The 22,850-nt window shown below is 67.3% G+C and carries 10 protein-coding genes; 6 read left to right on the top strand and 4 right to left on the bottom strand.

What is annotated here, in order from left to right; translation table 11 throughout:
• Positions 1-37 precede the first annotated feature (37 nt).
• Together QWL29_RS11165 and QWL29_RS11160 are read right to left on the bottom strand one after the other, a co-directional pair.
• Positions 38-910 (bottom strand): CheR family methyltransferase, encoded by an 873-nt coding sequence (locus QWL29_RS11165; RefSeq protein ID WP_305822961.1) that lies wholly within the window; start codon positions 908-910, stop codon positions 38-40.
• On the bottom strand, positions 898-5,820 hold the full coding sequence (locus tag QWL29_RS11160) for a response regulator (protein ID WP_305822960.1): 4,923 nt from the start codon (positions 5,818-5,820) through the stop codon (positions 898-900). Before QWL29_RS11160 ends, QWL29_RS11165 begins: the two co-directional genes overlap by 13 nt.
• A gap of 545 nt (positions 5,821-6,365) precedes the next feature.
• On the opposite strand from QWL29_RS11160, the gene QWL29_RS11155 reads away from it, so the two are divergent.
• Positions 6,366-7,103, top strand: a complete 738-nt coding sequence (locus QWL29_RS11155) for a helix-turn-helix transcriptional regulator (protein WP_305822959.1) — start codon at positions 6,366-6,368, stop codon at positions 7,101-7,103.
• Here QWL29_RS11155 and QWL29_RS11150 read toward each other — a convergent pair.
• Positions 7,078-7,344: a helix-turn-helix domain-containing protein gene (locus tag QWL29_RS11150; RefSeq protein ID WP_305822958.1), complete on the bottom strand. Its 267-nt coding sequence runs from the start codon at positions 7,342-7,344 to the stop codon at positions 7,078-7,080. The genes QWL29_RS11155 and QWL29_RS11150 overlap by 26 nt on opposite strands.
• A gap of 156 nt (positions 7,345-7,500) precedes the next feature.
• Here QWL29_RS11150 and QWL29_RS11145 point away from each other — a divergent pair, with 156 nt between their 5' ends.
• A complete protein-coding gene (locus QWL29_RS11145) occupies positions 7,501-8,088 on the top strand; it encodes an acyl-homoserine-lactone synthase (protein WP_305822957.1) in 588 nt (195 codons plus the stop codon).
• 282 nt (positions 8,089-8,370) lie between these two features.
• On the opposite strand, the gene QWL29_RS11140 is transcribed toward QWL29_RS11145, so the two are convergent.
• A complete protein-coding gene (locus QWL29_RS11140; protein ID WP_305822956.1) occupies positions 8,371-10,467 on the bottom strand; it encodes a prolyl oligopeptidase family serine peptidase in 2,097 nt (698 codons plus the stop codon).
• A gap of 121 nt (positions 10,468-10,588) precedes the next feature.
• Between QWL29_RS11140 and QWL29_RS11135 the strand changes: the two genes are divergently transcribed.
• The 4 genes from QWL29_RS11135 to recD all read left to right on the top strand — a co-directional run bounded on the left by QWL29_RS11135 (position 10,589) and on the right by recD (position 22,836).
• A complete protein-coding gene (locus tag QWL29_RS11135) occupies positions 10,589-13,738 on the top strand; it encodes a CHASE domain-containing hybrid sensor histidine kinase/response regulator family protein (RefSeq protein ID WP_305822955.1) in 3,150 nt (1,049 codons plus the stop codon).
• Between the two features lie 82 nt (positions 13,739-13,820).
• On the top strand, positions 13,821-17,234 hold the full coding sequence (gene recC / locus QWL29_RS11130) for an exodeoxyribonuclease V subunit gamma (RefSeq protein WP_305822954.1): 3,414 nt from the start codon (positions 13,821-13,823) through the stop codon (positions 17,232-17,234).
• A complete protein-coding gene (gene recB, locus QWL29_RS11125) occupies positions 17,231-20,893 on the top strand; it encodes an exodeoxyribonuclease V subunit beta (RefSeq protein ID WP_305822953.1) in 3,663 nt (1,220 codons plus the stop codon). Before recC ends, recB begins: the two co-directional genes overlap by 4 nt.
• A complete protein-coding gene (gene recD / locus QWL29_RS11120; protein ID WP_305822952.1) occupies positions 20,890-22,836 on the top strand; it encodes an exodeoxyribonuclease V subunit alpha in 1,947 nt (648 codons plus the stop codon). The genes recB and recD overlap by 4 nt, the downstream gene beginning before the upstream one ends.
• Positions 22,837-22,850: the final 14 nt, after the last annotated feature.

The following is a 22,850-nucleotide window of genomic DNA, read 5'->3' as shown; positions in this document are numbered from 1 at the left end:
CCAGGCCGCGCCAGCCGGCGCGGCCTTTCTCTCCGCATTACCCCACCCGCTTGTACCAGGCCGTGTGCCCGCCCACCGGCTGGTAGGCCGCCGCAATCGCGTCGCCGGCCCGCAGCTCGCCACCGATCCCCAGCACGCCAAACCGCGCCAGGCTCTCGTGGAACAGGCGCAGCACGCGCTGGCGCAGGATGGGGCCGAAGTCGCTCGGGTCGCGGCAGCAGGCGATGGCCTGGAATTCGTTGAACGAGGCATCGGTCACCAGGCTGTAGCTGGCCCAGGTGATGCGCGCGCGCAGGCGCGGCAGCAGGACCGCGCGGCCATCGTGCACCTCGAAATAATCGGCCACCTGGCCGGCGCCGCCGCCATGCCGGTACTGCCGCTGCAGCGCGGGCAGGCTGGCGGCGTCGAGCGAAGCCGTGCGCATCTCGGCCAGCAGCTCCTCGTTGGCAACTGTGGCAAAGATATCGGTACGCGCCAGCACCCCTTCCTCGAACAGCAGGATCGCCAGCGTCCAGGCCTGGCCGGCGCCGGCGCAGTCAGCCAGCCATACCTTCGGCACCGCGGCCGAAGACAAGGACTTTCCCAGCACTTCACGCGCCTCCCTGGCACGCGGCGGGTCGTCGAACAGGGCGGTGTGCTGCACCGCCAGTGCGCGCAGCACGGCGGCCGCGGCGCCGGGTTCGTGCAGCACGCGCTCCTGCAGGCCGGAGACCGTGGCCAGGCCGCGCTCGGCCATCACGCCGAGCAGCTTGCGCCGCACCAGCGCACGGTCGTAGTCGCGGAAGTCGTCGCCGTGGCGCGCGTTCAGCGCGTCGAGCAGCAGGGCGATCTCCAGCGCCTCGACGGCCGGGTCTATCATCGGCCCGGCGGCCGCGGCGCAGGCACGGGCCGGCGCGCTCAATGCAGCCACACCCGCATCAGCGACAGCAGCTGGGCCACGTCGACCGGCTTGGTGATGTAGTCCGAGGCGCCGGCGGCGATGCACTTGTCGCGGTCGCCCTTCATGGCTTTCGCGGTCAGGGTGATGATCGGCAGCGACTTGAATTTCGGGTTGCGGCGGATCGCGCGCATCGTGTCGTAGCCGTCCATCTCCGGCATCATGATGTCCATCAGGACGATCTCGATGCTCGGGTCCTTTTCCAGCACCTCGATGCCGTCGCGGCCATTCTCGGCGAACGACACCTGCATCTGCTGGCGCTCCAGCAAGGAGGACAGCGCGAAGATGTTGCGCAAGTCATCATCGACGATCAGCACCTTGCGTCCGGCCAGGCCGCCGTCCTGGGCGTGGATATCTTCCAGCATCTTGCGCTGCAGTTCCGGCAGCGAAGCGTGCGAGCGGTGCAGGAACAGCGCGGTCTCGTCGAGCAGGCGCTCGGGCGAGCGCGCATCCTTGATGACGATGGTCTTCGCGTACTTCTTGAGTTTCGTGACTTCCTTGCGGTTCAGCTCCTGGGCCGTGTAGATCACGATCGGCAAATCGCGCAACTCGGGCTGCTTGCCGATCCGGTCGAGCAGCTCGAAGCCGGAGATGTCGGGCAGGGTCAGGTCCAGCACCATGCAGTCGAAGTGCGATGCCGCCAGCGCCTCCAGTGCCGACTTGCCGTCGACGGCGGTGACGATGCGCAAATCGGCGTCGCCGATCAGCGAGACGATGGCTTCGCGCTGGGCCATGTCGTCCTCGACCACCAGCAGCGAACGCTTGCCGCCCATCAGGAACTTCTGGATGCGCGTGAATTCTTCCTGCAGCGCTTCGCGTTCGACCGGCTTGTTCAGGTAAGAGATGGCGCCCTGGCGCAGCGCGCGCTCGCGTTCGCGCAGCGAGGACATCACGTGCACCGGGATGTGGCGCGTGCTCGGGTCGCGCTTCAGGCGGTCGAGCACCGTGAAGCCGTCGATGTCGGGCAGGTCGATGTCGAGCAAAATCGCCGACGGCAGGTAGTCGCGCGCCAGCGACAGGGCCGAGTCGCCGCGGTGGGTGACGATGGCCTTGAAGTTCTTTTCGCGAGCATATTCGAGCACGACCTTGGCGAAGCGGTCGTCGTCCTCGACGATCAGCACCGAGGGGTCGCCCCGGGCGATCAGGGCGCGGTCGTCCAGCATCGAGGCGTATTCGACCAGGCCGCTGCCCGAGGGCGCCGGCACTTCGATGGTGGCGATGGCGCCGCTGTCGGCTTCCGAGGTGCTGTAAGCCGCTGGTGCGCTGCGTGCGGCGGGCAGGGCCGGCGGCGCCAGGCGCGCCTGCTGCGGCTGGCGGGTGGTGGCTTCGTAGTTGATGAAGCCGGCGCGGTTGTACGGCAGGTAGAGGGTGAAGATCGAGCCGGCGTTGACGGTCGACTCGACGCGGATCTCGCCGCCCAGCAGGCGCGCCAGTTCGCGCGAGATGGACAGGCCCAGGCCGGTGCCGCCGTACTTGCGGGCGGTCGAGCCGTCGGCCTGCTGGAAGGCTTCAAAAATAAGCTGCAGCTTGTCCTGCGGAATGCCGACGCCGGTGTCGCTGACCGAGAAGGCCAGCACCGCATCCGCATGCAGCAGGTGCGGGTGGTCGGCGGTCCAGCCGCTGGTGACCAGGCTGATGTCCAGCGATACCTGGCCGTGGCTGGTGAACTTGAAGGCATTCGAGAGCAGGTTCTTGAGCACCTGCTGCAGGCGCGTGGTATCGGTCATCACCGCGGTCGGCAGGTTTTCCGCCAGGCCGACCTGGAAGCCGAGGTGCTTGGCTTCGGCCATGTGGCGGAAGGTGCGGTCCACGTAGTTGCGCAGGTTCGAGAAGCGGTATTCCGACACGTCCAGCGTGACGGTGCCCGACTCGATCTTCGACAGGTCGAGAATGTCGTTAATCAGGGTCAGCAGGTCGGAGCCCGAGCCGTGGATGGTCTTCGCAAATTCCACCTGTTTACCCGACAGGTTGCCCTCCGGGTTATCCGACAGCTGCTGCGCCAGGATCAACAGCGAGTTCAGTGGAGTCCTCAGTTCGTGCGACATATTCGCCAGGAACTCGGACTTGTACTTCGAGGACAGGGCCAGCTGGGTCGCCTTTTCTTCCAGCGCCAGCTTGGCCTGTTCCACTTCGCGGTTCTTGCGTTCCACCTCGATGTTCTGCTCCGAGAGCAGGCGCGCTTTTTCCGCCAGCTCCTGGTTGGTCTGCTGCAGTTCCTGGGCCAGCGACTGCGACTGGGTCAGCAGCGACTCGGTACGGCTGTTCGCCTCGATCGTGTTCAGGACCACGCCGATCGATTCCATCAGCTGGTCGAGGAAGGAGAGGTGGGTTTCGGTGAAGCGGTCCAGCGAGGCGATCTCGATGACGGCTTTCACCTGCTGCTCGAACAGGATAGGCAGCACCACGATGTTGTTCGGCGGCGCCGAGCCCAGGCCCGAGGACACCACGATGTAGTCGCGCGGGACGTCGGTCAGCCAGATGCGGGTCTTCTCGACCGCGCACTGGCCCACCAGGCCTTCGCCCGGCAGGAAGGAGGTCGGCAGCTTGCGGCTGGAACGATAACCATACGATGCAATCATCCGCAGGCGCGCGTCGTCGTCCTGCGAATCCATCATGTAGAACACGCCGTGGTGGGCCGAGACCAAGGGCGCCAGCTCGGACAGGATCAGCTTGGTCACCGCTTCCAGGTCGCGCTGGCCCTGCAGCAGGCGCGTGAAGCGCGCCAGGTTGGTCTTCAGCCAGTCCTGCTGCGCATTCTTCTGCGTGGTTTCCTTCAGGTTGCGGATCATCTCGTTGATGTTGTCCTTCAGGTAGGACACCTCGCCGCGCGCTTCCACCTGAATCGAGCGCGAGAGGTCGCCGCGCGTCACCGCGGTAGCGACCTCGCCGATCGCGCGCATCTGGTTGGTCAGATTCGCCGCCAGCTGGTTGACGTTCTCGGTCAAGTCCTTCCAGGTGCCGGCCACGCCGGACACGTTGGCCTGGCCGCCGAGCTTGCCTTCGGTGCCGACCTCGCGCGCCACCCGCGTCACCTCGGAGGCGAAGGAAGACAGCTGGTCCACCATGACGTTGATGGTGTCCTTCAGTTCCAGGATCTCGCCCTTCACGTCGACGGTAATTTTCTTCGACAAGTCGCCGCGCGCCACGGCGGTGGTCACCGCCGCGATGTTCCGCACCTGGCCGGTCAGGTTCGAGGCCATGAAGTTGACGTTGTCGGTCAAGTCCTTCCAGGTGCCGCCGACGCCCGGCACATAGGCCTGGCCGCCGAGCTTGCCCTCGGTGCCGACCTCGCGCGCCACCCGGGTCACCTCGGAGGCGAACGAGGACAGCTGGTCGACCATCACGTTGATCGTGTTCTTCAGCTCCAGGATCTCGCCCTTCACGTCCACCGTGATCTTCTTCGAGAGGTCGCCGTTCGCCACGGCGGTGGTCACCTCCGCGATGTTACGCACCTGGCCGGTCAGGTTACCCGCCATCGAGTTCACGCCGTCGGTCAGGTCTTTCCAGGTGCCCGCGACGCCCGGCACGTTCGCCTGGCCGCCGAGGCGGCCTTCGGTGCCGACTTCGCGCGCCACCCGGGTCACCTCGGATGCAAAGGAGTTCAGCTGGTCGACCATCACGTTGATGGTGTTCTTCAGCTCCAGGATCTCGCCCTTCACGTCGACCGTGATTTTCTTCGACAAGTCGCCGTTCGCCACGGCGGTGGTCACGTCGGCGATGTTCCGCACCTGGCCCGTGAGGTTACCTGCCATCGAGTTCACCGAGTCGGTCAAGTCCTTCCAGGTGCCGGCCACGCCTTTCACCTGCGCCTGGCCGCCCAGCTTGCCCTCGGTGCCGACCTCGCGCGCCACGCGCGTCACTTCCGACGAGAACGAGGACAACTGGTCGACCATCACGTTAATCGTGTTCTTCAGCTCCAGGATCTCGCCCTTCACGTCCACGGTAATCTTCTTGGACAGGTCGCCGTTCGCCACCGCGGTGGTCACGGTCGCGATGTTGCGCACCTGGCCGGTCAGGTTCGAGGCCATGAAATTGACGTTATCGGTCAAGTCTTTCCAGGTACCGCCCACGCCCGGCACATAGGCCTGGCCGCCGAGTTTCCCTTCGGTGCCGACCTCGCGCGCCACGCGCGTCACTTCCGATGCAAAGGAACGCAGCTGGTCGACCATGACGTTGATGGTGTCCTTCAGCTGCAGGATCTCGCCGCGCACGTCGACCGTGATCTTCTTCGACAAGTCGCCGTTCGCCACGGCGGTCGTCACTTCCGCGATGTTCCGCACCTGCGAGGTCAGGTTGCCCGCCATCGAGTTGACCGAGTCGGTCAAGTCCTTCCAGGTGCCGGCCACGCCTTTTACCTGCGCCTGGCCGCCGAGTTTACCTTCGGTACCCACTTCGCGCGCCACGCGCGTGACTTCCGAGGAGAAGGACGAGAGCTGCTCGACCATGGTGTTCGCGGTTTGCGCCGCGCGCAGGTACTGGCCCTTCAGCGGGTGGCCGTCGACTTCGAGCGCCATGGTCTGCGACAAATCGCCTTTCGCCACGGCGCCGATGACGCGCGCCATTTCGGTGGTCGGGCGCACCAGGTCGTCGATCAGGGTGTTGACCGAGCTGACGATGGTGCTCCAGCCGCCGACCACGCCCGGCACGTCGGCGCGCTGGGTCAGGTGGCCTTCGCGGCCGACCACGCGCGACACTTCCGTCACGGTCTCGACCATCTTCTGCTTGGTTTCGATGATGTCGTTCAGCGTGTCGGCGATCTTGCCCGAGACGCCAGTCCAGTCGGAAGGCATGCGTACCGAAAAGTCGCCTTTTTTCAGGGCCATCAGCGTCGTCAGCAGGAGCTTGACGTCCAGCTGTTCAGCCATGTCGGTCATGGTGTTCATCGACGGTAAATCCTCGTTGTGGAAAGTGGGGTGGGTGCGGTGTGCTGTGCAGCCGGATGGCATGCCAGGCCTGGCGCGACGCTCGGATGAGCGTCAAGGAAACTGTTAAATAGAAAGTATTCAACGATACGCTTGTGCGGGGTCAAGTCAAGTAAGCAGCTGGAAAGTCTTGCAAGATTGAAATAAATTCTAAACAGGCGCGCGGAGCTTAGCGCAAGCGAACTCCGCGTGGCGCACGCTTGAGTGCGCCTTCTGGCAATGCTTCATGCATCGGCCGAATAACCGCTGTGCCTGAAATCGTTATCACGTAATAGTTACAGCATTACTTGCACAATTGAAATAACTATTGGACATGACTCTATTACTTGGAGTAAAAGTATCAACGGCATCTTAATTGATCGATTTAACAAATTTTTGTTGCCAGATGACGACCACGAATTCTCACATTCCATCGTTGGGCGTAATGAAATTGCCAGTTTGCATTATGCTGGCCCAGCGTATGCATTACCATCGTGATTTCACACTTTCGTTAAAAGCGAGCACACATGGTCGAGACTGCACAACTGGTGCAGCTGATGGAGATACGGGACCCTGGTACCTGGAGCCAGGTCCTGTTCGGGCTGGCACGCCAGCTCGGCTTCGATCAGGTGCTGTATGGCATGGTCGGCTCGCGCCATGCCCAATTCGAACGCGCTTTTTTGCGCAGTAATTATTCTTCGGCCTGGCGCGAGCGCTACGATGCCGAGCGCCTGGCCTACGTCGATCCGACGGTCGGCCATTGCCTGAGCAGCACGTTGCCGATTGTCTGGGAGCCGGATACCTTTGGCGGGAAAGAGGGACGGGCGCTGTACGAGGAAGCCTGTGCGTACGGGATACGCACTGGTGTGACGCTGCCGGTGCACGGGCCGAACGGCGAGTTCGGCGTGCTCAGCTTCGCGTCGGACGCGCCTGCGGACCAGGAGTTCACGCGGTCGATCGACGACGTGATGCCGACGCTGACCCTGGTGCGCGACTACGCGTTCGCGTCGGCGATCCGCTTCATGAACAATGGCCTCGGCAGCGAACCGGTGCCGCGCCTGACCCGGCGCGAGCTGGAAGTGCTCAACTGGGTCATGGCGGGCAAATCGTCCTGGGAAATTTCAAAGATCACCAATTGCTCCGAGGCGACCGTCAATTTCCACCTGGCCAACGTGCGCCAGAAATTCAACGTCAACACCCGCCAGCAGGCGGTCGTGAAGGCGATTGCGCTCGGGCTGATCAGCCCTGAAGATCGCCATCGTTGAGCTTGCCGTTGACGTAGAGCTTCAACAGGATCGCTACCGGGGCCGGAATCGCCAGCCCCGTCTCGAAGCGGCTGCCGCTCGACTGGGTCACGCCGAAGCGGCCCCAGAACTTTTCCTGGCTTTCGCGCTTGCTGATCCGGAACTGGCGCAGGTCCACGTGCGCCGCGCGCGGCGGCTGGTGCAGGGCCGGCTGCAGGTGCGGGCGGGCCAGCATGGTTTCGCTTACGAAATCGTTCGGCATGATGCGGTCTCCTGGTTGTTCGGTAGCAAAACCTCAGTATTCCACTCCCGTACCCCCTAGCCCACCTAGCAGAGCTGCTAGTTCCCCTCTTGCCCGGATTGCATGACTCTTTATGCGCTTCGCATACTTTTTCATTCACAACACAGGGAGAGCAACATGGCACTGCAGATCAATATCGCAGCACGGCGCGAATTCAAGTCCCGCGATTTGTGGGAAATGCACACGCTTCGTGCAAAGGTGTTCCAGGGCCGGCTGGGTTGGGAAGTACCGGTGCTTTCGGGAATGGAAATCGACGGCTACGATGCCCTGGAACCGCACTACATGATGATGCGCGAGCCAGGCGGCGGCGTGCTGCGCGGCTGCTGGCGCCTGCTGCCGACCGAAGGCCCCTACATGCTGAAGGACTCGTTCTCGCAGCTGCTGCACGGCCAGCCGGCGCCGCGCGACGAGCACATCTGGGAACTGTCGCGCTTCGCCATCGAAACCGAGGGTTGTAGCCACTTCGGGTTCTCGGAAATCACGATGGAGTCGATCGCGGCGATCATCCGTTATGGGCACGACGAGGGGATCGAGCGCTACGTGACGGTGACCACCACGGCCATCGAGCGGCTGCTGCGCAGGGCGGGCGTGGTGACCGAGCGGCTTGGGCCGCCGCTGGTGATCGGGGTCGAGACGGCGGTGGCGCTGTATGTGGATATCGAGCCGACGTGCCGGGTGTTATTTGATCGGCGGCTGGTGAGCTGAGTGGGATTGCGGCGCGTGCGGCCTAAGTGTCGGCCTGCGGCCGAAATTGTAGGGTGGGCCGGGCCGCGCTAGGCACTCCGTGCCCACGCGGTACGCACGTGTCCGTAGTCAGCGGCAGGGAGGTGTCGCCCGCAACGCATGCAATGGCCATGGGCCGTTGTCAGGCGTTTCGAGCGACATGTCGCGGCCAACGCATCAAGGATACGCACGTAACCGCGTGGGCACGGAGTGCCCACCGTACGGTATCCACCGCTAACGCAGGGTGGATATTCCGGTCATGCTTTACTTCAACTGCTTCAGCAGGAAGCTGTACGTCAACGCCCACATGCGCGCGGCTTGCGCGTTGTTGGCGGCGCCGCCGTGCCCGCCTTCGGTGTTTTCCCAGTACAGTATGTCATGCCCCTGTTCCTGCATCAGCGCCGCCATCTTGCGTGCATGGCCAGGATGCACGCGGTCGTCGCGGGTCGAGGTGGTGAACAGCACGCGCGGGTAGTGCTTGTCCTTGAAGACGTTCTGGTAAGGGGAATACTTCAAAATGTATTCCCACTGTTTCGGATCGTCCGGGTCGCCGTATTCCCCCATCCACGAGGCGCCGGCCAGGAGCTTGTGGTAGCGCGCCATGTCGAGCAGCGGTACCTGGCACACCACGGCGTTGAACAGATCCGGACGCTGCACCAGGGTGGCGCCGACCAGCAGGCCGCCGTTGCTGCCGCCCATGATGCCGAGGTGGCGCGGGCTGGTGACCTTGCGCGCGATGAGGTCCTGGGCCACGGCGATGAAGTCGTCGTAGGCCTTTTGCCGGTTTTCCTTCAGCGCCGCTTGGTGCCAGCGCGGGCCGAATTCGCCGCCGCCGCGGATGTTCGCCAGCACGTACACGCCGCCCTGTTCCAGCCAGGCGTTGCCGATCAAGCCGCTGTACGAAGGCTTCAGCGACACCTCGAAGCCGCCGTAGCCATACAGGACGGTCGGGTTCTTGCCGTCCATCTTGGCCTTGCGGTCCATGACCACGAAGTAGGGGACCATGGTGCCGTCCTTCGACTTCGCCTCGTACTGCGCCACCGTGTAGGGCTTGCTGTCGAAGTAGGCCGGCATCGCCTTCACGCGCTCGCGCTTGTCGCTACCGACGTCGCCCAGGTAGAGCGTGGTCGGGTTCAGGAAGTCGGTCACGGTCAGGAAGTACTGGTCGGACTCGATGTTATCCAGCGGCGATACGCCCAGGGTGCCGATGCCGGGCGCGGCGACGTCGCGGCGCTGCCAGGTCTGGTCGACGCGGCGCAGTTCGACCACGCGGTTCTTGACCTTGTCGAGGACGGTGAGCAGCAGCGCGTTTTTTGTGACCGCCACGCCGTCGAGCGAGGTGGTCGCCGTAGGCGTGAACAGCGCCTCGAAATTGCGCTCGCCGCGCATGAAGCGGTCGAAGTCCATCGCCAGCAGGCTGCCCTGCGGCCAGGTGCGTCCGCCCACGGTCCAGTCGGAACGCAGTTCGACCAGCATCTGGTCGCGCACCGCGTAGGCATTCGCGTCGAGCGGCTTGTCGATCTTGACCAGCTTGCCGGCATCGACCAGGAACAGTTCCGAGGTATAGAAGTCGATCTGGCGCGAGACGAAGGCGCGCTCGTAGCCGGGCGTCAGGTCGCGGTGGGCCGAGGCCGACAAATCGGTGGCGCCGGCCTCGTACACGGTGCGCGCGCCCGCCAGTGGCTGGCCGCGCTTCCACTCCTTGACGATGCGCGGATAGCCCGAGGTGGTCATCGCGTCCTTGCCGAAGTCGGTGCCGACGAACACCGTGTCCTGGTCGATCCAGGCGATGCTGCTCTTGGCTTCCGGCAGCGCGAAGCCGTTCGCCACGAAGGCGCGCGTCTTCAGGTCGAACTCGCGCACCACCTGGGCGTCGCCGCCGCCGCGCGAGAGCGACACCAGGCAGCGGTCGCCGCGCGGCTCGAGGCAGGACGCGCCGGCCCAGACCCAGTTCTCGTTCTCGCTCGTGGCGAGGGCGTCGAGGTCGATCACGGTTTCCCAGTCGGGCGCTTCCTTGCGGTACTCGGCCAGGGTGGTGCGGCGCCAGATGCCGCGCACGTGCCGGGCGTCGCGCCAGAAGTTGTACAGGTAGTCGCCATGCTTGCTGGCGTAGGGAATGCGCTCCTTGGCGTCGAGGATGGTCTGCAGGCGCGCGCGCAGGGCCTCGTGCGCCGCGCCGCCGAGTTCGCGCTCGGCCACCGCGTTGTGCTCGCGTACCCAGGCCAGCGGCTTCTCGCCGGCCACGTCTTCCAGCCACAGGCGCGGGTCGGCCGGCGCCGGGTCCGATGCCTGCGCCTGCACCGGCGCTTCACCTGCCGTTGCCAGTCCTGCGGCCAACCCTGCCGCCAATCCAATTACCATTTTCGCTGCCATTTTTCGCATGTTCGTGTATTTACTGTCGAGCGCCCCCCGGCGCATTGATCGCGTATATTACCAATGAATTAATCGAACCCATCAGTAAGCGACCCGGCAGGGCAAGGCGATGAATCTTTCGATCCCCCGCAGCATCGGCGCGGCCTTCGGTGCGCGCGGCACCACCCGCATCGTGTCGTGGGCGGCGGGAGCATGGCTGGCGCTGCTGGTCGGCGCGCTGCTGCACATGGGCGCCAGCCGCAGCGTCGAGGAAGAAGCCCTGCGCCGTTTCGAGAACCGCGCGCACGCCGCGCAGGAGCGCCTCGCCACTTCCATCAAGTCGTATTCCGACGTCACGCGCGCACTGGCGGCCCTGTTCTCGTCGAGCAAAGCCCCGGTCACGCGCCTGCAGTTCCACCGCTACGTGGCGCTGCTCGACCTGCGCGCCAATTATCCGGCCATCGATGCCGTCTCGTTTTCCCAGGAGGTGGCCGACGCCGATCGCGACAGCTTCGTGGCCGCCGTGCGCGCCGACCGCAGCCTGGCGCCGGAAGGCTATCCCGAGTTCGCCATCCGGCCGACGGGCCGCCGTTCCAGCTACAACGTGCTGACCTTCATCGAGCCGCCCGAGATGCTGCCCGAGAAGTTCGGCGTCGACCTCACCGCCGCCAGCCCGGTCGCCGAGTCGATGGCGCGGGCGCGCGACAGCGGCGGCATGAGCGCGTCCGGCCACCCGATCCAGGTGGCGCTGCCCGAGCCGCACATCGCGCTCGGCATGCGCGCCCCGGTCTACCTGGCCGACACCGCCCCGGCCGACGTGGCGAGCCGGCGCGCCGCCTATGCCGGCGCGGTGGGCGTGGCCTTCTCGGTGCAGACCATGGTCGAGCGCGCGCTCTCCGGCCAGCAGGGGCCGGCCCTGGCGCTGTCGCTGTTCGCGGCCGGCCAGGGCAATGCGGCGGCCAAGGGAACGGGAAGCCCCGGGCTGGCCCTGGCGCCGGGCGACCGCCTGCTGTACGGCGACGACGGCGTGCGCACGGCGCCGCGCGATGGCGCGCGCTTCACCACCGTGCTGCCGGTCGACTTCAACGGTTTGTTGTGGAAGGCCCACGTCAGCGCGCGCAAGAGCGCATTGTATTCGCCCTTCGACCGCTGGTTCCCGTGGGTGGCGCTGGCGAGCGGTTTCCTCGGGACCCTGCTGGTGTACAGCCTGTTCCTGTCGCTGTACTGGTCGCGCCGCGGCGCGATCGACCAGCGCATCCTGCTCGACACCGTTCTCGATAACCTCGACGCCTACGTCTACATGAAGGACCGCGACCGCCGCTACCGCTACGTGAACGCGAAGATGGCGCTGGCCCTGGGCTTGCCGGCCGAGGAGATCGTCGGGCGCCTCGACCGCGAGGTGATGCCCGTGGCCCAGGCCGACGCTGCCTGGCAGCGCGAGCGCAACGTCTTCGACGGCACCCGGCGCGCCAGCCAGGTCGGCGTCGAGCTGCCCGACGGCGCCACCCTGCAGCTGTGGGAAGTAAAGGTGCCGGTGCGCCTGGAGGGCGACGTCAGCGGGGTGCTGTGCGTGGCCACCGACGTCACCGAACTGCACCAGCTAAAGGCCCAGGCCGACGCCGCCAACCAGGCAAAGAGCGACTTCCTGTCGAACATGAGCCGCGAGATCCGTACGCCGATGAACAGCATCATCGGCATGACCCATCTGGCATTGAAAAATGCGCCCGACCCCAGGCAGCGCGACTACCTGCAGAAGATCTACCACTCGGGCCAGCACCTGCTGGGCATCATCAACCACATCCTCGACTTTTCCAAGATCGAGGCCGGGCGCCTGGAGCTCGAGCAGCTCGAGTTCCGCCTCGACACCCTGATGCAGGGCCTGGAAACCCAGCTCGGCGAAGCGGCCGCCGCCAAGGGGCTGCGCCTGGAATTCGACATCGCGCCGGAACTGGCGCGGCCCCTGCGCGGCGACCCGCTGCGCCTGGAACAGGTGCTGCTGAATTTCACCGGCAACGCCATCAAGTTTTCCGAGCGCGGCAGCGTCGTGATCCGCGCCCGCTCGCTGCACGCCTTTGGCCACGAGACCCTGGTGCGCTTCGAGGTCGAGGACAGCGGCATCGGCATCGCGCCCGAGGAGCTGGGGCAGCTGTTTACCTCCTTCCACCAGGCCGACCCGTCGACCACGCGGCGCTACGGCGGCACCGGCCTGGGCCTGGTGATCAGCAAGCAGCTGGCCGAGGCCATGGGCGGCGAAGTCGGCGTCGAAAGCGCGTTGGGGCGGGGCAGCACCTTCTGGTTCACGGCGCGCCTGGGGCGGGAAGCGCAGCCGCGCCGGCGCGTGGAGAACCCGGCGCCGAGCGCACCGGCGCGCCTGGACGGATGCAGCATCCTGCTGGTCGAGGACAACGTGTTCTCGCAGCAGGTCGGGCGCGAACTGCTGGGCGAGGCCGGCGCCGCGGTGGTGGTGGCGAACAACGGCGCCGAGGCCCTGGTGCAGATGTACCGCCAGATGTTCGACTGCGTGCTGATGGACGTGCAGATGCCGGTAATGGACGGCTTCGAGGCCACGCGCCGCATCCGCGCCGACCCGCGCCTGGCCGACACCGTGGTGATCGCCATGACCGCCAACGCCGGCGTCGAGGACCAGGCGCGCTGCATGGCGGTCGGCATGAACGACTTCCTCACGAAACCGGTGGCGCCCGAACACCTGGCGGCGACCATCGCGCGCGCGATAAGGCGCGGCGCGGCGGCGCAGGCGGCGGTCACGTCGCCGGAAGCCCGTACATCGGATACACGCATGCCGGATGCCCGTACCCCCGAAGCGCGTACGCCGGATGCCCGTACGCCGCAAGCATCCACCCCGGACGCCCGTATGCCCGAGACGGCGGCGCCGCGCAGCGAGGGGCCGGCCGCCGGCGGTGCGGCGCCCCTGCTGGACATCGCCGTGCTGGCCGCCACCTTCGGCGACAACCCCGACAAGCTGCGTAAATACGCCTTCATGTTTCTCGACAGCGCGCGCGAAGGCCTGGCCGAGATCGACATCGCGCTGGCGTCCAGCGACCTCGAACGCGCCGGCGCGGTGGCGCACCGCCTGAAGTCCTCGGCAAGGGCGGTCGGCGCCATGGCTTTCGGCGAAGTATGCGCCGAGCTCGAACAGCAGCACCAGCGCGGTTCGGTGGCCCAGGCGCGCGCCCTCGGGGCCCGCCTGCGCAGCCTGTTTGCCCGGCTGGAGCGCCAGGTCGCGGCGGAACTTGGCGCACGCGCGACGGATCACCGCTGAGCACCGCCAACGCTTCCGAAGTGGAGGCAAAAAGAGTATCCTGTGGCGCCGAACTGCCCAAGCATAAGCGCCCACTTTCACCATGTCCTCGACTATCACGCCCGGCCTGCTGATCCTGCACGGCAACCAGATGGAAATGCTGCGCGAAGCCGTCTTCGACTGGTTGCGCACGCACCCGCTCGGCCCCCTGGAACAGGAAACCATCCTGGTGCAGTCCAACGGTTTCGCCGAGTGGCTCAAGATCGCGCTGGCCCAGGACCTGGGCGTGTGCGCCGCCACCCGCGTGGCGCTGCCGGCGCGCTTCCTGTGGGAGGCCTACCGCGCCACCCTGGGCCGCGAGCGCGTGCCTACCCGTTCGCCGTTCGACAAGGACCCGCTCACCTGGCGCCTGATGCGCCTCTTGCCCACGCTGCTGAAGGAGCCGGTGTTCGCGCCGCTGACCCATTTTTTGGGCGACGGCTGCCCCGAGCGGCGCCTGCAGCTGGCCGAGCGCCTGGCCGATCTGTACGACCAGTACCAGGTGTACCGCGCCGACTGGCTGACGGATTGGGAGATCGGCCGCGACCAGTTGCGCCGCGCCGGCGGCGAGCCGGTGCCCCTGGCCGCCGACCAGTGCTGGCAGGCGCGCCTCTGGCGTGCAGTGCACGACAGCGTGCCGCCGATGGCGCGCGGTACCGGGCGCGCCGCCATCCACGAAGTCTTCGTCTCAGCCATCCTGTCGGGCGACCAGCCCAAGCACCGCCTGCCGCGGCGCGTGGTGCTGTTCGGGATGTCGGCCCTGCCGTACCAGACACTGCAGGCGATCGCCGTGCTCTCGCGCCACACCCAGGTGCTGCTGGCCGTGCCGAACCCCTGCCAGTTCTACTGGGGCGACATCATCGAGGGCCGCGAGCTGCTGAAGGCGGCGCATAAACGCCATCCGGAACGCGGCGGCATCGACCTCGCCGCGCTGCCCATCGAGGAGCTGCACGCGCACAGCCACCCGCTGCTGGCGAGCTGGGGCCGGCAAGGCCGCGACTTCGTGCGCATGCTCGACGAATTCGACAATGAGGAAGGGCGCCCCGAGGTATCGGGCATGACCAGGCTGCGCATCGATTTGTTCTCCGACGGCCAGGGTGAGACCTTGTTGCAGCAGGTGCAGGCCGCCGTGCGCGACCTGCTGCCGCTGTCCGAGCACCCGCAGATGCCGCCCGAGCTTGAGGACCGGTCGATCGAATTCCACGTCACCCACAGCACCCAGCGCGAAGTCGAGGTGCTGCACGACCAGCTGCTGGCGATGTTCGCAGCCAGCAGCACGCTGCGTCCGCGCGACGTGGTGGTGATGGTGCCCGACATCGACACCTTCTCGCCGGCGATCCACGCCGTGTTCGACCAGCACCGGCGCAACGACCCGCGCCATATCCCGTTCGAGATCGGCGACACGCGCGACCGCAGCGTCAACCCGCTGCTGGTCGCACTGGAGTGGCTGCTGCGCCTGCCCCAGCAGCGCTGCCGCCAGAGCGAAGTGCGCGACCTGCTCGACGTGCCGGCCGTGGCCAGGCGCTTCGGCCTGCATGAAGACGATCTGCCCACCCTCGGTCACTGGATCGAAGGCGCCGGCGTGCGCTGGGGCCTGGACGGCGAGCACCGCGCGGGCCTGGGCCTGGGTGCGGCCGGCGAGCAGAATGCCTGGATCTTCGGCGTGCGCCGCATGCTGCTCGGTTACGCCAGCGGCGCCGGCCAGCGCTACGGCGACATCGAGCCCTACGCCGAAGTCGGCGGGCTGGACGCGGCCCTGGCCGGTTCGCTGGCCCAGCTGGTCGAAAGCCTGCTCGACTGGCGCGCACGCCTGGCGCAGTCGCGCACGCCCCTTGAGTGGGGCGCCGAGGCGCGCGAACTGCTGGCCACCTTCTTCGACGGCCGCGAGGAAGGCGACCGCCTGACCCTGTCGCAGCTGAACGAGGGCCTGCAATGCTGGCTCGAGATGGCCGAGGCGGGCGGCTTCGACGAGCCGGTGCCGCTGGCGGTGCTGCGCGAAGCCTGGCTGAGCCAGATCGACCAGCCGACCCTGAACCATCAATTCGTGTCGGGCGGCGTGACCTTCTGCACCCTGATGCCGATGCGCGCCGTGCCGTTCCGCGTAGTCTGTTTGCTTGGCCTGAACGACGGCGACTTCCCGCGCCGCGCACCGCAGGCCGACTTCGACCTGCTGGCGCTGCCCGGCATGCACCGCCCCGGCGACCGCTCGCGCCGCGACGACGACCGCTACCTGATGCTGGAAGCTTTATTGGCTGCGCGCGACAAGCTGTACATCAGCTGGGTCGGCCGCAACGTGCGCGACAACAGCGAGCAGCCGCCGTCGGTGCTGGTGTCGCAGCTGCGCGACTATCTCAAACTGGGCTGGCACCTTGACCTGCACGACATCACGGTCGAACACGCGCTGCAGCCCTTCAGCCGCCGCTATTTCGAGGAAGGCGGTTTGCTGACCTATGCGCGCGAATGGCGCGCGGCGCACGGCGCGGAAGAGGGCAGCGAGATCGGCGACCTCCCGCCCTACGAACCCGATTCCGAGTTCCGCCTGAAACTGAGCGACCTGGCCAGCTTCCTGAAGCAGCCGGCGCGCTACTTCTTCCGCCGCCGCCTGGGCGTGATGTTCGGCGAGGCCGAGGTGATCGGCGAGGACGAGGAACCGTTCGCGCTGGATGCGCTCGAACGTTATTTTTTGGAAGACAGCCTGCTCGACGATGCCGGCAAGCCCGAGGCGCTCGACGAAGTACGCGCCACGCTGGACGCGCGCGCGGAACGCCTGGCGCGCGAAGGCGTGCTGCCGATCGGCCTGCTGGGCCGGCAGTGGCAGGAGCAACTGGTCGAGGGCCTGGTGCCGGTGCGGAGCAGCTGGCTGCGCCTGGGCGCGGACTTCCCGCAAGCGGCGCCCAAGCTGGCCGTGAGCCTGGAGCTGGACGGCCTGCAGCTCGACGACTGGATCGACCGCCTGCGCAGCAATGGCGAGCAAACCGCCTGGCTGATGCAGATTTCGTCGAAGGTGCTGGACAAGCACGGCAAGCCGCGCGGCGACAAGCTGATCGTGCCCTGGCTGCGCCAGCTTGCGGCCGGCGCCGCCGGTACCGAGGGCGCCCCCATCACCGGCTACCTTGTCGCGCGCGACGCGGTGATCACGATGGCGCCGATCGACAGCGCCGCCGCCTACGACGAGCTGGCCAACCTGGCACGCCTGTGGCGCCGCAACCTGGACGCGCCGCTGCCGCTGGCCTGCAAGACCGCGCTGGCTTCCGTGCAGGGCGGCGACATGCGCGTCAGCGAGCCGCGCGGCGTTTACGAGGGTGGTTTCGAGGTGTCGGGCGAAGTGAGCGACCCTTGCCTGGCGCGCCTCTGGCCCGACTTCGGCGCCCTGAGCGCGGGCGGCAACTGGCCGGCCTTGGCCGACGAACTGTATGGAGGACTGGCGCGCTGGCTGGAGAGCGTGCAGATCAAGAAGCTCGATGGAGAACAAGCATGAGCCAGCTGCTCGACCCCCTGGCATTCCCGCTGCACGGCTCGCGCCTGATCGAGGCCAGCGCCGGCACCGGCAAGACCTGGACCATCGCCGCGCTCTATTTGCGCCTGGTGCTGGGCCATGGCGGCGATGTCGCCTTCGTGCGCCCGCTGCTGCCATCCGACATCCTGGTGATGACGTTTACCCGCGCCGCCACGCGCGAACTGTCGAACCGCGTGCGCGAGCGCCTGGTCCAGGCAGCGGCCTACTTCCGCGGCGAACTCGCGCACGACGATCCGGCGCGAAAGGACCCGTATCTGCGCGATCTGGCCGCGAGCTATGCCGGCGACGGCGAACGCGTCGTCGCCGCCCACCGCCTGGTGCTGGCCGCCGAAACCATGGACGAAGCGGCGATCTTCACCATCGACGCCTGGTGCCAGCGCATGCTGCGCGAGCACGCCTTCGACAGCGGCAGCTTGTTCGACGAAGAACTGGTGAGCGACGAGCGCGCCCTGTTCGAGGATGCCGCCCACGATTACTGGCGCCAGCACGTGTATCCGCTGAACAGCCACGCGCTGGCCGCGGTGATCGACACCTGGCGCGACGTCGAGGCGCTGAAAGCCTCGGTGCGTGATTTGGTAAGCCGCTCGGGGGTACTCGGTACCCCCGATGCTGAGCCGCTGGCCGCCCTGGTGGCGCGCGTGCAGCGTGCGCAACAAGCCGAACTGGCGCGCCTGAAGGAAGGCTGGTCCGCGCGTGCCGACGAGATGGAACGCTGGATCGCCGGCCACCGCGATGCCAACCCCAAGTGCTTCAACGGCAACAAGCTGCGCGCCGATTCGCTGGTCAAGTGGTTCGAGGCCCTGCGCGCCTGGGCCGCGGACCCGGCCATGCTGGAACCAGACACCGCCAGGTTCAACGAGACTGCCTGGAATCGCCTCACGCCGCACGGCATCGAGGACGCCTTCAGCAAGGGCTTCAGCGCCGAGATCCCGGCCTGCTTCGACGGCACCGAGCCGCTGCGCGCGGCGCTCGATGCGATCGACCCGCTGGCCCACGCCTTGCTACGCCACGCCGCCGGCCACATCGCCGCGCGCATGGCCGAACTCAAGCAGCGCACGCGCCAGTTCGGCTTTGCCGACATGCTGGTGCGCCTGAAGGATGCGCTGGAAGGCCCGAACGGCGAGGCCCTGCGCCGCCGCATCGTGACCCAGTACCCGGTGGCGCTGATCGACGAATTCCAGGACACCTCGCCCGACCAGTACCGCATCTTCGATTTGCTGTACCGGGTGGCCGAGGACGACCCTGGGCAGGGCCTGTTCCTGATCGGCGACCCCAAGCAGTCGATCTACGGCTTCCGCGGCGCCGACATCCACAGCTACCTGTCCGCGCGGCGCGCCACCGCGGGCCGTCACTACCAGCTCGGCACCAACTACCGTTCCACCGCCGCGCTGGTGCAGGCGGTGAACCGCGTGTTCGAGTACGCGGAACGGGACGCGTCGCATCCGGGCCATGCCACCGGCGCCTTCCGCTTCCGCAAGGGCGAGGAAAATCCGCTGCCGTTCGATCCGGTTGCAGCGGCCGGCCACAAGGCGGAACTGGTCGGCGTCGACGGCCCTTACCAGGCGCTGACCATGAGCGCCAGCGCGCGCGAAGACATGAAGGTGGACGAATACCGCGAATTCTTCGCCCACCACTGCGCCGAGCACATCGTGAAGCTGTTGAACGACGAGGCGGTCGGCTTCAGGGAAGGAAGCACGTTTACGCGCCTGATGCCGGCCGATATCGCCATCCTGGTGCGCGACCGGCGCGAGGCAGCGGCGATCCGCGACGCCCTGATGCGCAGGCGCGTGGCCAGTGTGTATTTGTCCGACAAGGACTCGGTGGTCGAAAGCGAAGAAGCGCAGGACGTGCTGCGCTGGCTGCACGCCGTGGCGAATCCCCTGGACGGCGCCCTGGCGCGCGCCGCGCTGGCCACGCGTACGGCCGGGCTGCCGCTGGCCGAACTGGCGCTGCTCTCGAGCGACGAGACGGCGTGGGAAACCCGCGTCGAGCAGCTGAAGAACCTGCACAACTGCTGGCAGCGCCAGGGCGTGCTGGCCATGCTGCGCCGCTTCATCCACGAACTCGGCCTGCCGGCGCGCCTGCTGCGCGAACCCGGCGGCGAGCGGCGCCTGACCAATCTGCTGCACCTGGCCGAGCTGTTGCAGGAAGCCTCCGCCCAACTGGACGGCGAGCAGGCCCTGATCCGCTGGTTCGCCGAGCAGGTGGAAGGACTGGGCGAGGGCGGCGACGAGCGCGTGCTGCGCCTGGAAAGCGACGCCGAGCTGGTCAAAGTCATCACGGTGCACAAGTCGAAGGGCCTGGAGTACCCGCTGGTGTACCTGCCGTTCGCCGTCACCGCGCGCAAGACCGACCGCCGCAACCGCACCTTCTTCGACTATGTGGACGAGGCGGGCGGGCGCAGGATCGACCTGGCCCTGTCCGACGCGGCGCTGGAAGCCGTGGACCGTGCGCGCCTGGAAGAAGACCTGCGCCTGCTGTACGTGGCGCTGACCCGTGCGCGCCACTTCTTGTGGCTGGGCGTGGCGGCGGTGGCCGCCGGCAGGAAGGGCGAGAACCGCCTGCACGAATCGGCGCTCGGCTACCTGCTCAGCGGCGGCAACGCGGTCGCGGTGCCGCACCTGGCCGAGCATCTGGAGCGCCTGCGCGGCGAGTGCAGCGGCATCGAGCTGCATACCCTCGACGATGATCTCGACGGGTGCACGGTGCTGGACCGCGTGGAAACGCGCGCGCCGCTAATCGAGCCGGCGCCCTTCGACGCCGACTTCGAGCGCAACTGGGCGGTCGGCTCGTTCACCTCGATCACGCGCCACACCACGGCGCCGCCGCAGCGCGCCGCCGAGGAAACGCTGCTCGAAGAAGAGGAAGTGGCAGTCGCTGCCCCGCGCGGCGAGGACGCTCCCTGGCACCGCTTCCCACGCGGCTCGGTACCGGGCAACTTCCTGCACGAGCAATTGGAATGGATGGCGCAGGAAGGCTTTGCCGTCGACGACCCGGGCTTCGAATCGCGCCTGGTCCAGCGCATCGGGCGCGCCGGCTGGGGCAACCGCCTGGACGACGCGCTGGCCTGGCTGCGCATGATCGCCACCACGCGCCTGCCGCCGTTTGGCGCCAGCCTGATCGAGATCGAGGCGCCGCTGCCGGAGATGGAGTTCTGGTTCCCCAGCGACGAGCTGGCGATCGGCAAGCTCGATCGCCTGTGCCGGCGCAGCCTGCTCGGGAATGTCGCGCGTCCGACCCTGGCCGAGCGCCCGCTGCACGGCATGCTGAAGGGCTTCGCCGACCTGGTGTTCGAGCACGAGGGCCGCTACTGGGTGCTCGACTACAAGTCGAACGCGCTCGGCACGGGCGACGCCGCCTACACCCGGCGCGCGATGGAAGAGGGCATGGCCGGGCACCGCTACGACATCCAGGGGGCGATCTACATGCTGGCCCTGCATCGCCTCTTGAAGAGCCGCCTCGGCGACAGCTACGACCCGGCCGAACAACTGGGCGGCGCCGTATTCCTGTTCCTGCGCGGGATCGCCAACACCACGACCCATGGCTGCTATGTGCTGGAGCCGGACCTGGCCCTGCTCGACGGCCTGGACCGCCTGCTTGCCAACGGAAGTTTCGAATGACAGAAGTAGAAAAAATCGACGCCTTGTGGCGTGAAGTGGCGCGCCTGACCGAGGCCGGCGAACTGCGCCGCCTGTCCGGCGCCTTTGCGCGCTTTGTTGCCTCGCTGGGGTGCGCATCGACATGTGCTTCGCCGGCGATGCTGCTGGCCGCGACCGTGCTGTCCGAACTCGAGGGACGCGGCCACAGCTGCCTGCAACTGAGCGACCTGGCCGGCGACCCTGCCGCCTTGCTGGGCTGGAGCGGCGAGCAGTGGCAAGGCCTGGCCGTCGCCGTGGCGCCGCTGCCGAAGACCGCCAGGGCCTGGGCCACCCAGATCGCCGCCTGCGAACAGGTGTGGAAAGTCGGCGACCTCGATTACGGCGAGCCGCTGGTGTTCGACGGCGAGCGCCTGTATTTGCGCCGCTACTGGCGCGACGAAACCGTGGTCGCGGCCAGCATCCGCGCGCGCGCCGCCGGCACCCGCGCCGTGGACGTGGCCAAGGTCCATTCCTGGCTCGATCTGTTGTTTTTCTCGCAGCGCGCCAGCGAAACGCCGAACTGGCAGAAGCTGGCCTGCGCCGTGGCTTTGCGCGGCTCGGTGGCGATCATCACCGGCGGCCCCGGCACGGGCAAGACCTACACGGTGGCGCGCCTGCTGGCGCTGCTGTTCGCCACCGCCCCCGACGCCGCGCGCCAGCGCATCGCACTGGCCGCGCCCACCGGCAAGGCGGCCGCGCGTTTAAAACAGTCGATCGACAAGGCCTTGAGCGAGCTGGCCGAGCGCGTCGGCGAAGCGCTGCCGCTGCGCCAGCTCACCGAACGCATGGGCGCCGCCCGCACCTTGCACAGCCTGCTCGGTGCGCGGCCGGACACCCGCTCGTTCGCCCACCACGCCGGCAACCCGCTCGACGTGGACGTGCTGATCGTCGACGAAGCCTCGATGGTGCACCTGGAAATGATGGCCAGCCTGCTCGATGCGCTGCCCCCCGGCGCCATGCTGGTGCTGTTGGGCGACAAGGACCAGCTGGCCTCGGTGGAGGCCGGCGCCGTGCTTGGCGACCTGTGCCACGACGCCCAGCGCGGCGGCTACAGCATGGACACCGCGGACTACGTGCGCATCGCCAGCGGCGAGGCACTGCCCGCCGAATTCCTCGGCAGCGCCGGCGCGCTGGCCCAGCAGACCGTGATGCTGCGCCACAGCCGCCGCTTCGGCGGACCGATCGGGCAGCTGGCGCTGGCCGTGAACGCCGGCGACGCCGACGGCGCCGAGGCCGTGCTGCGCAGCAGCGACAACGCCGAACAGGTGCGCTGGATCGAGCACGCGCACCAGCACCACGTGGTCAACCTGGCGCTCGAGGGTTACCAGCCCTACCTGGAGCTGCTGGTGGACCGACCGCAGGGCAGCACGCACGAGGACTGGGTGCGCTCGGTGCTGGGGCGCTTTGAGGCCTTCCGCATCCTGTGCGCGGTGCGCGAAGGCGAGTGGGGCGTGTCCGGCCTGAACACCGCCATCGAACAGCGCCTGGAAGCCGCGGGCCTGCTGCGCCGCGGCGGCGAGTGGTATGTCGGGCGGCCGGTGATGGTGACCCGCAACGACTACGGCACCGGCGTGTTCAACGGCGACATCGGCCTGACCCTGAGCGACCCCGCGCGTCCCGGTTCATTGCGCGTGTACTTCATGGAAGGCGACGCCGTGCGCTCGGTACTGGCCACGCGCCTGCGCAACGTCGAGACGGCGTTCGCGATGACGGTGCACAAGTCGCAGGGCTCGGAGTTCCGCCATACGGTGCTGGTGCTGCCCGAAGACCGGCACGGCATCCTGACGCGCGAGCTGGTGTACACGGGGATCACGCGTGCGAGTGCGGAGTTCACGCTGGTGTCGCCGAGCGGGTCGGTGCTGGCGGAGGCGGTGGCGAGGCGCACGCATCGCGCCAGTGGCTTGCGTAGCCTGATTGAGCGTTGACACCGGTAAGCAGC

This window comes from Massilia brevitalea (assembly GCF_030711405.1).
Lineage (GTDB): Bacteria > Pseudomonadota > Gammaproteobacteria > Burkholderiales > Burkholderiaceae_D > Telluria > Telluria brevitalea.
This window is presented reverse-complemented; position numbering and strand designations above follow the sequence as displayed.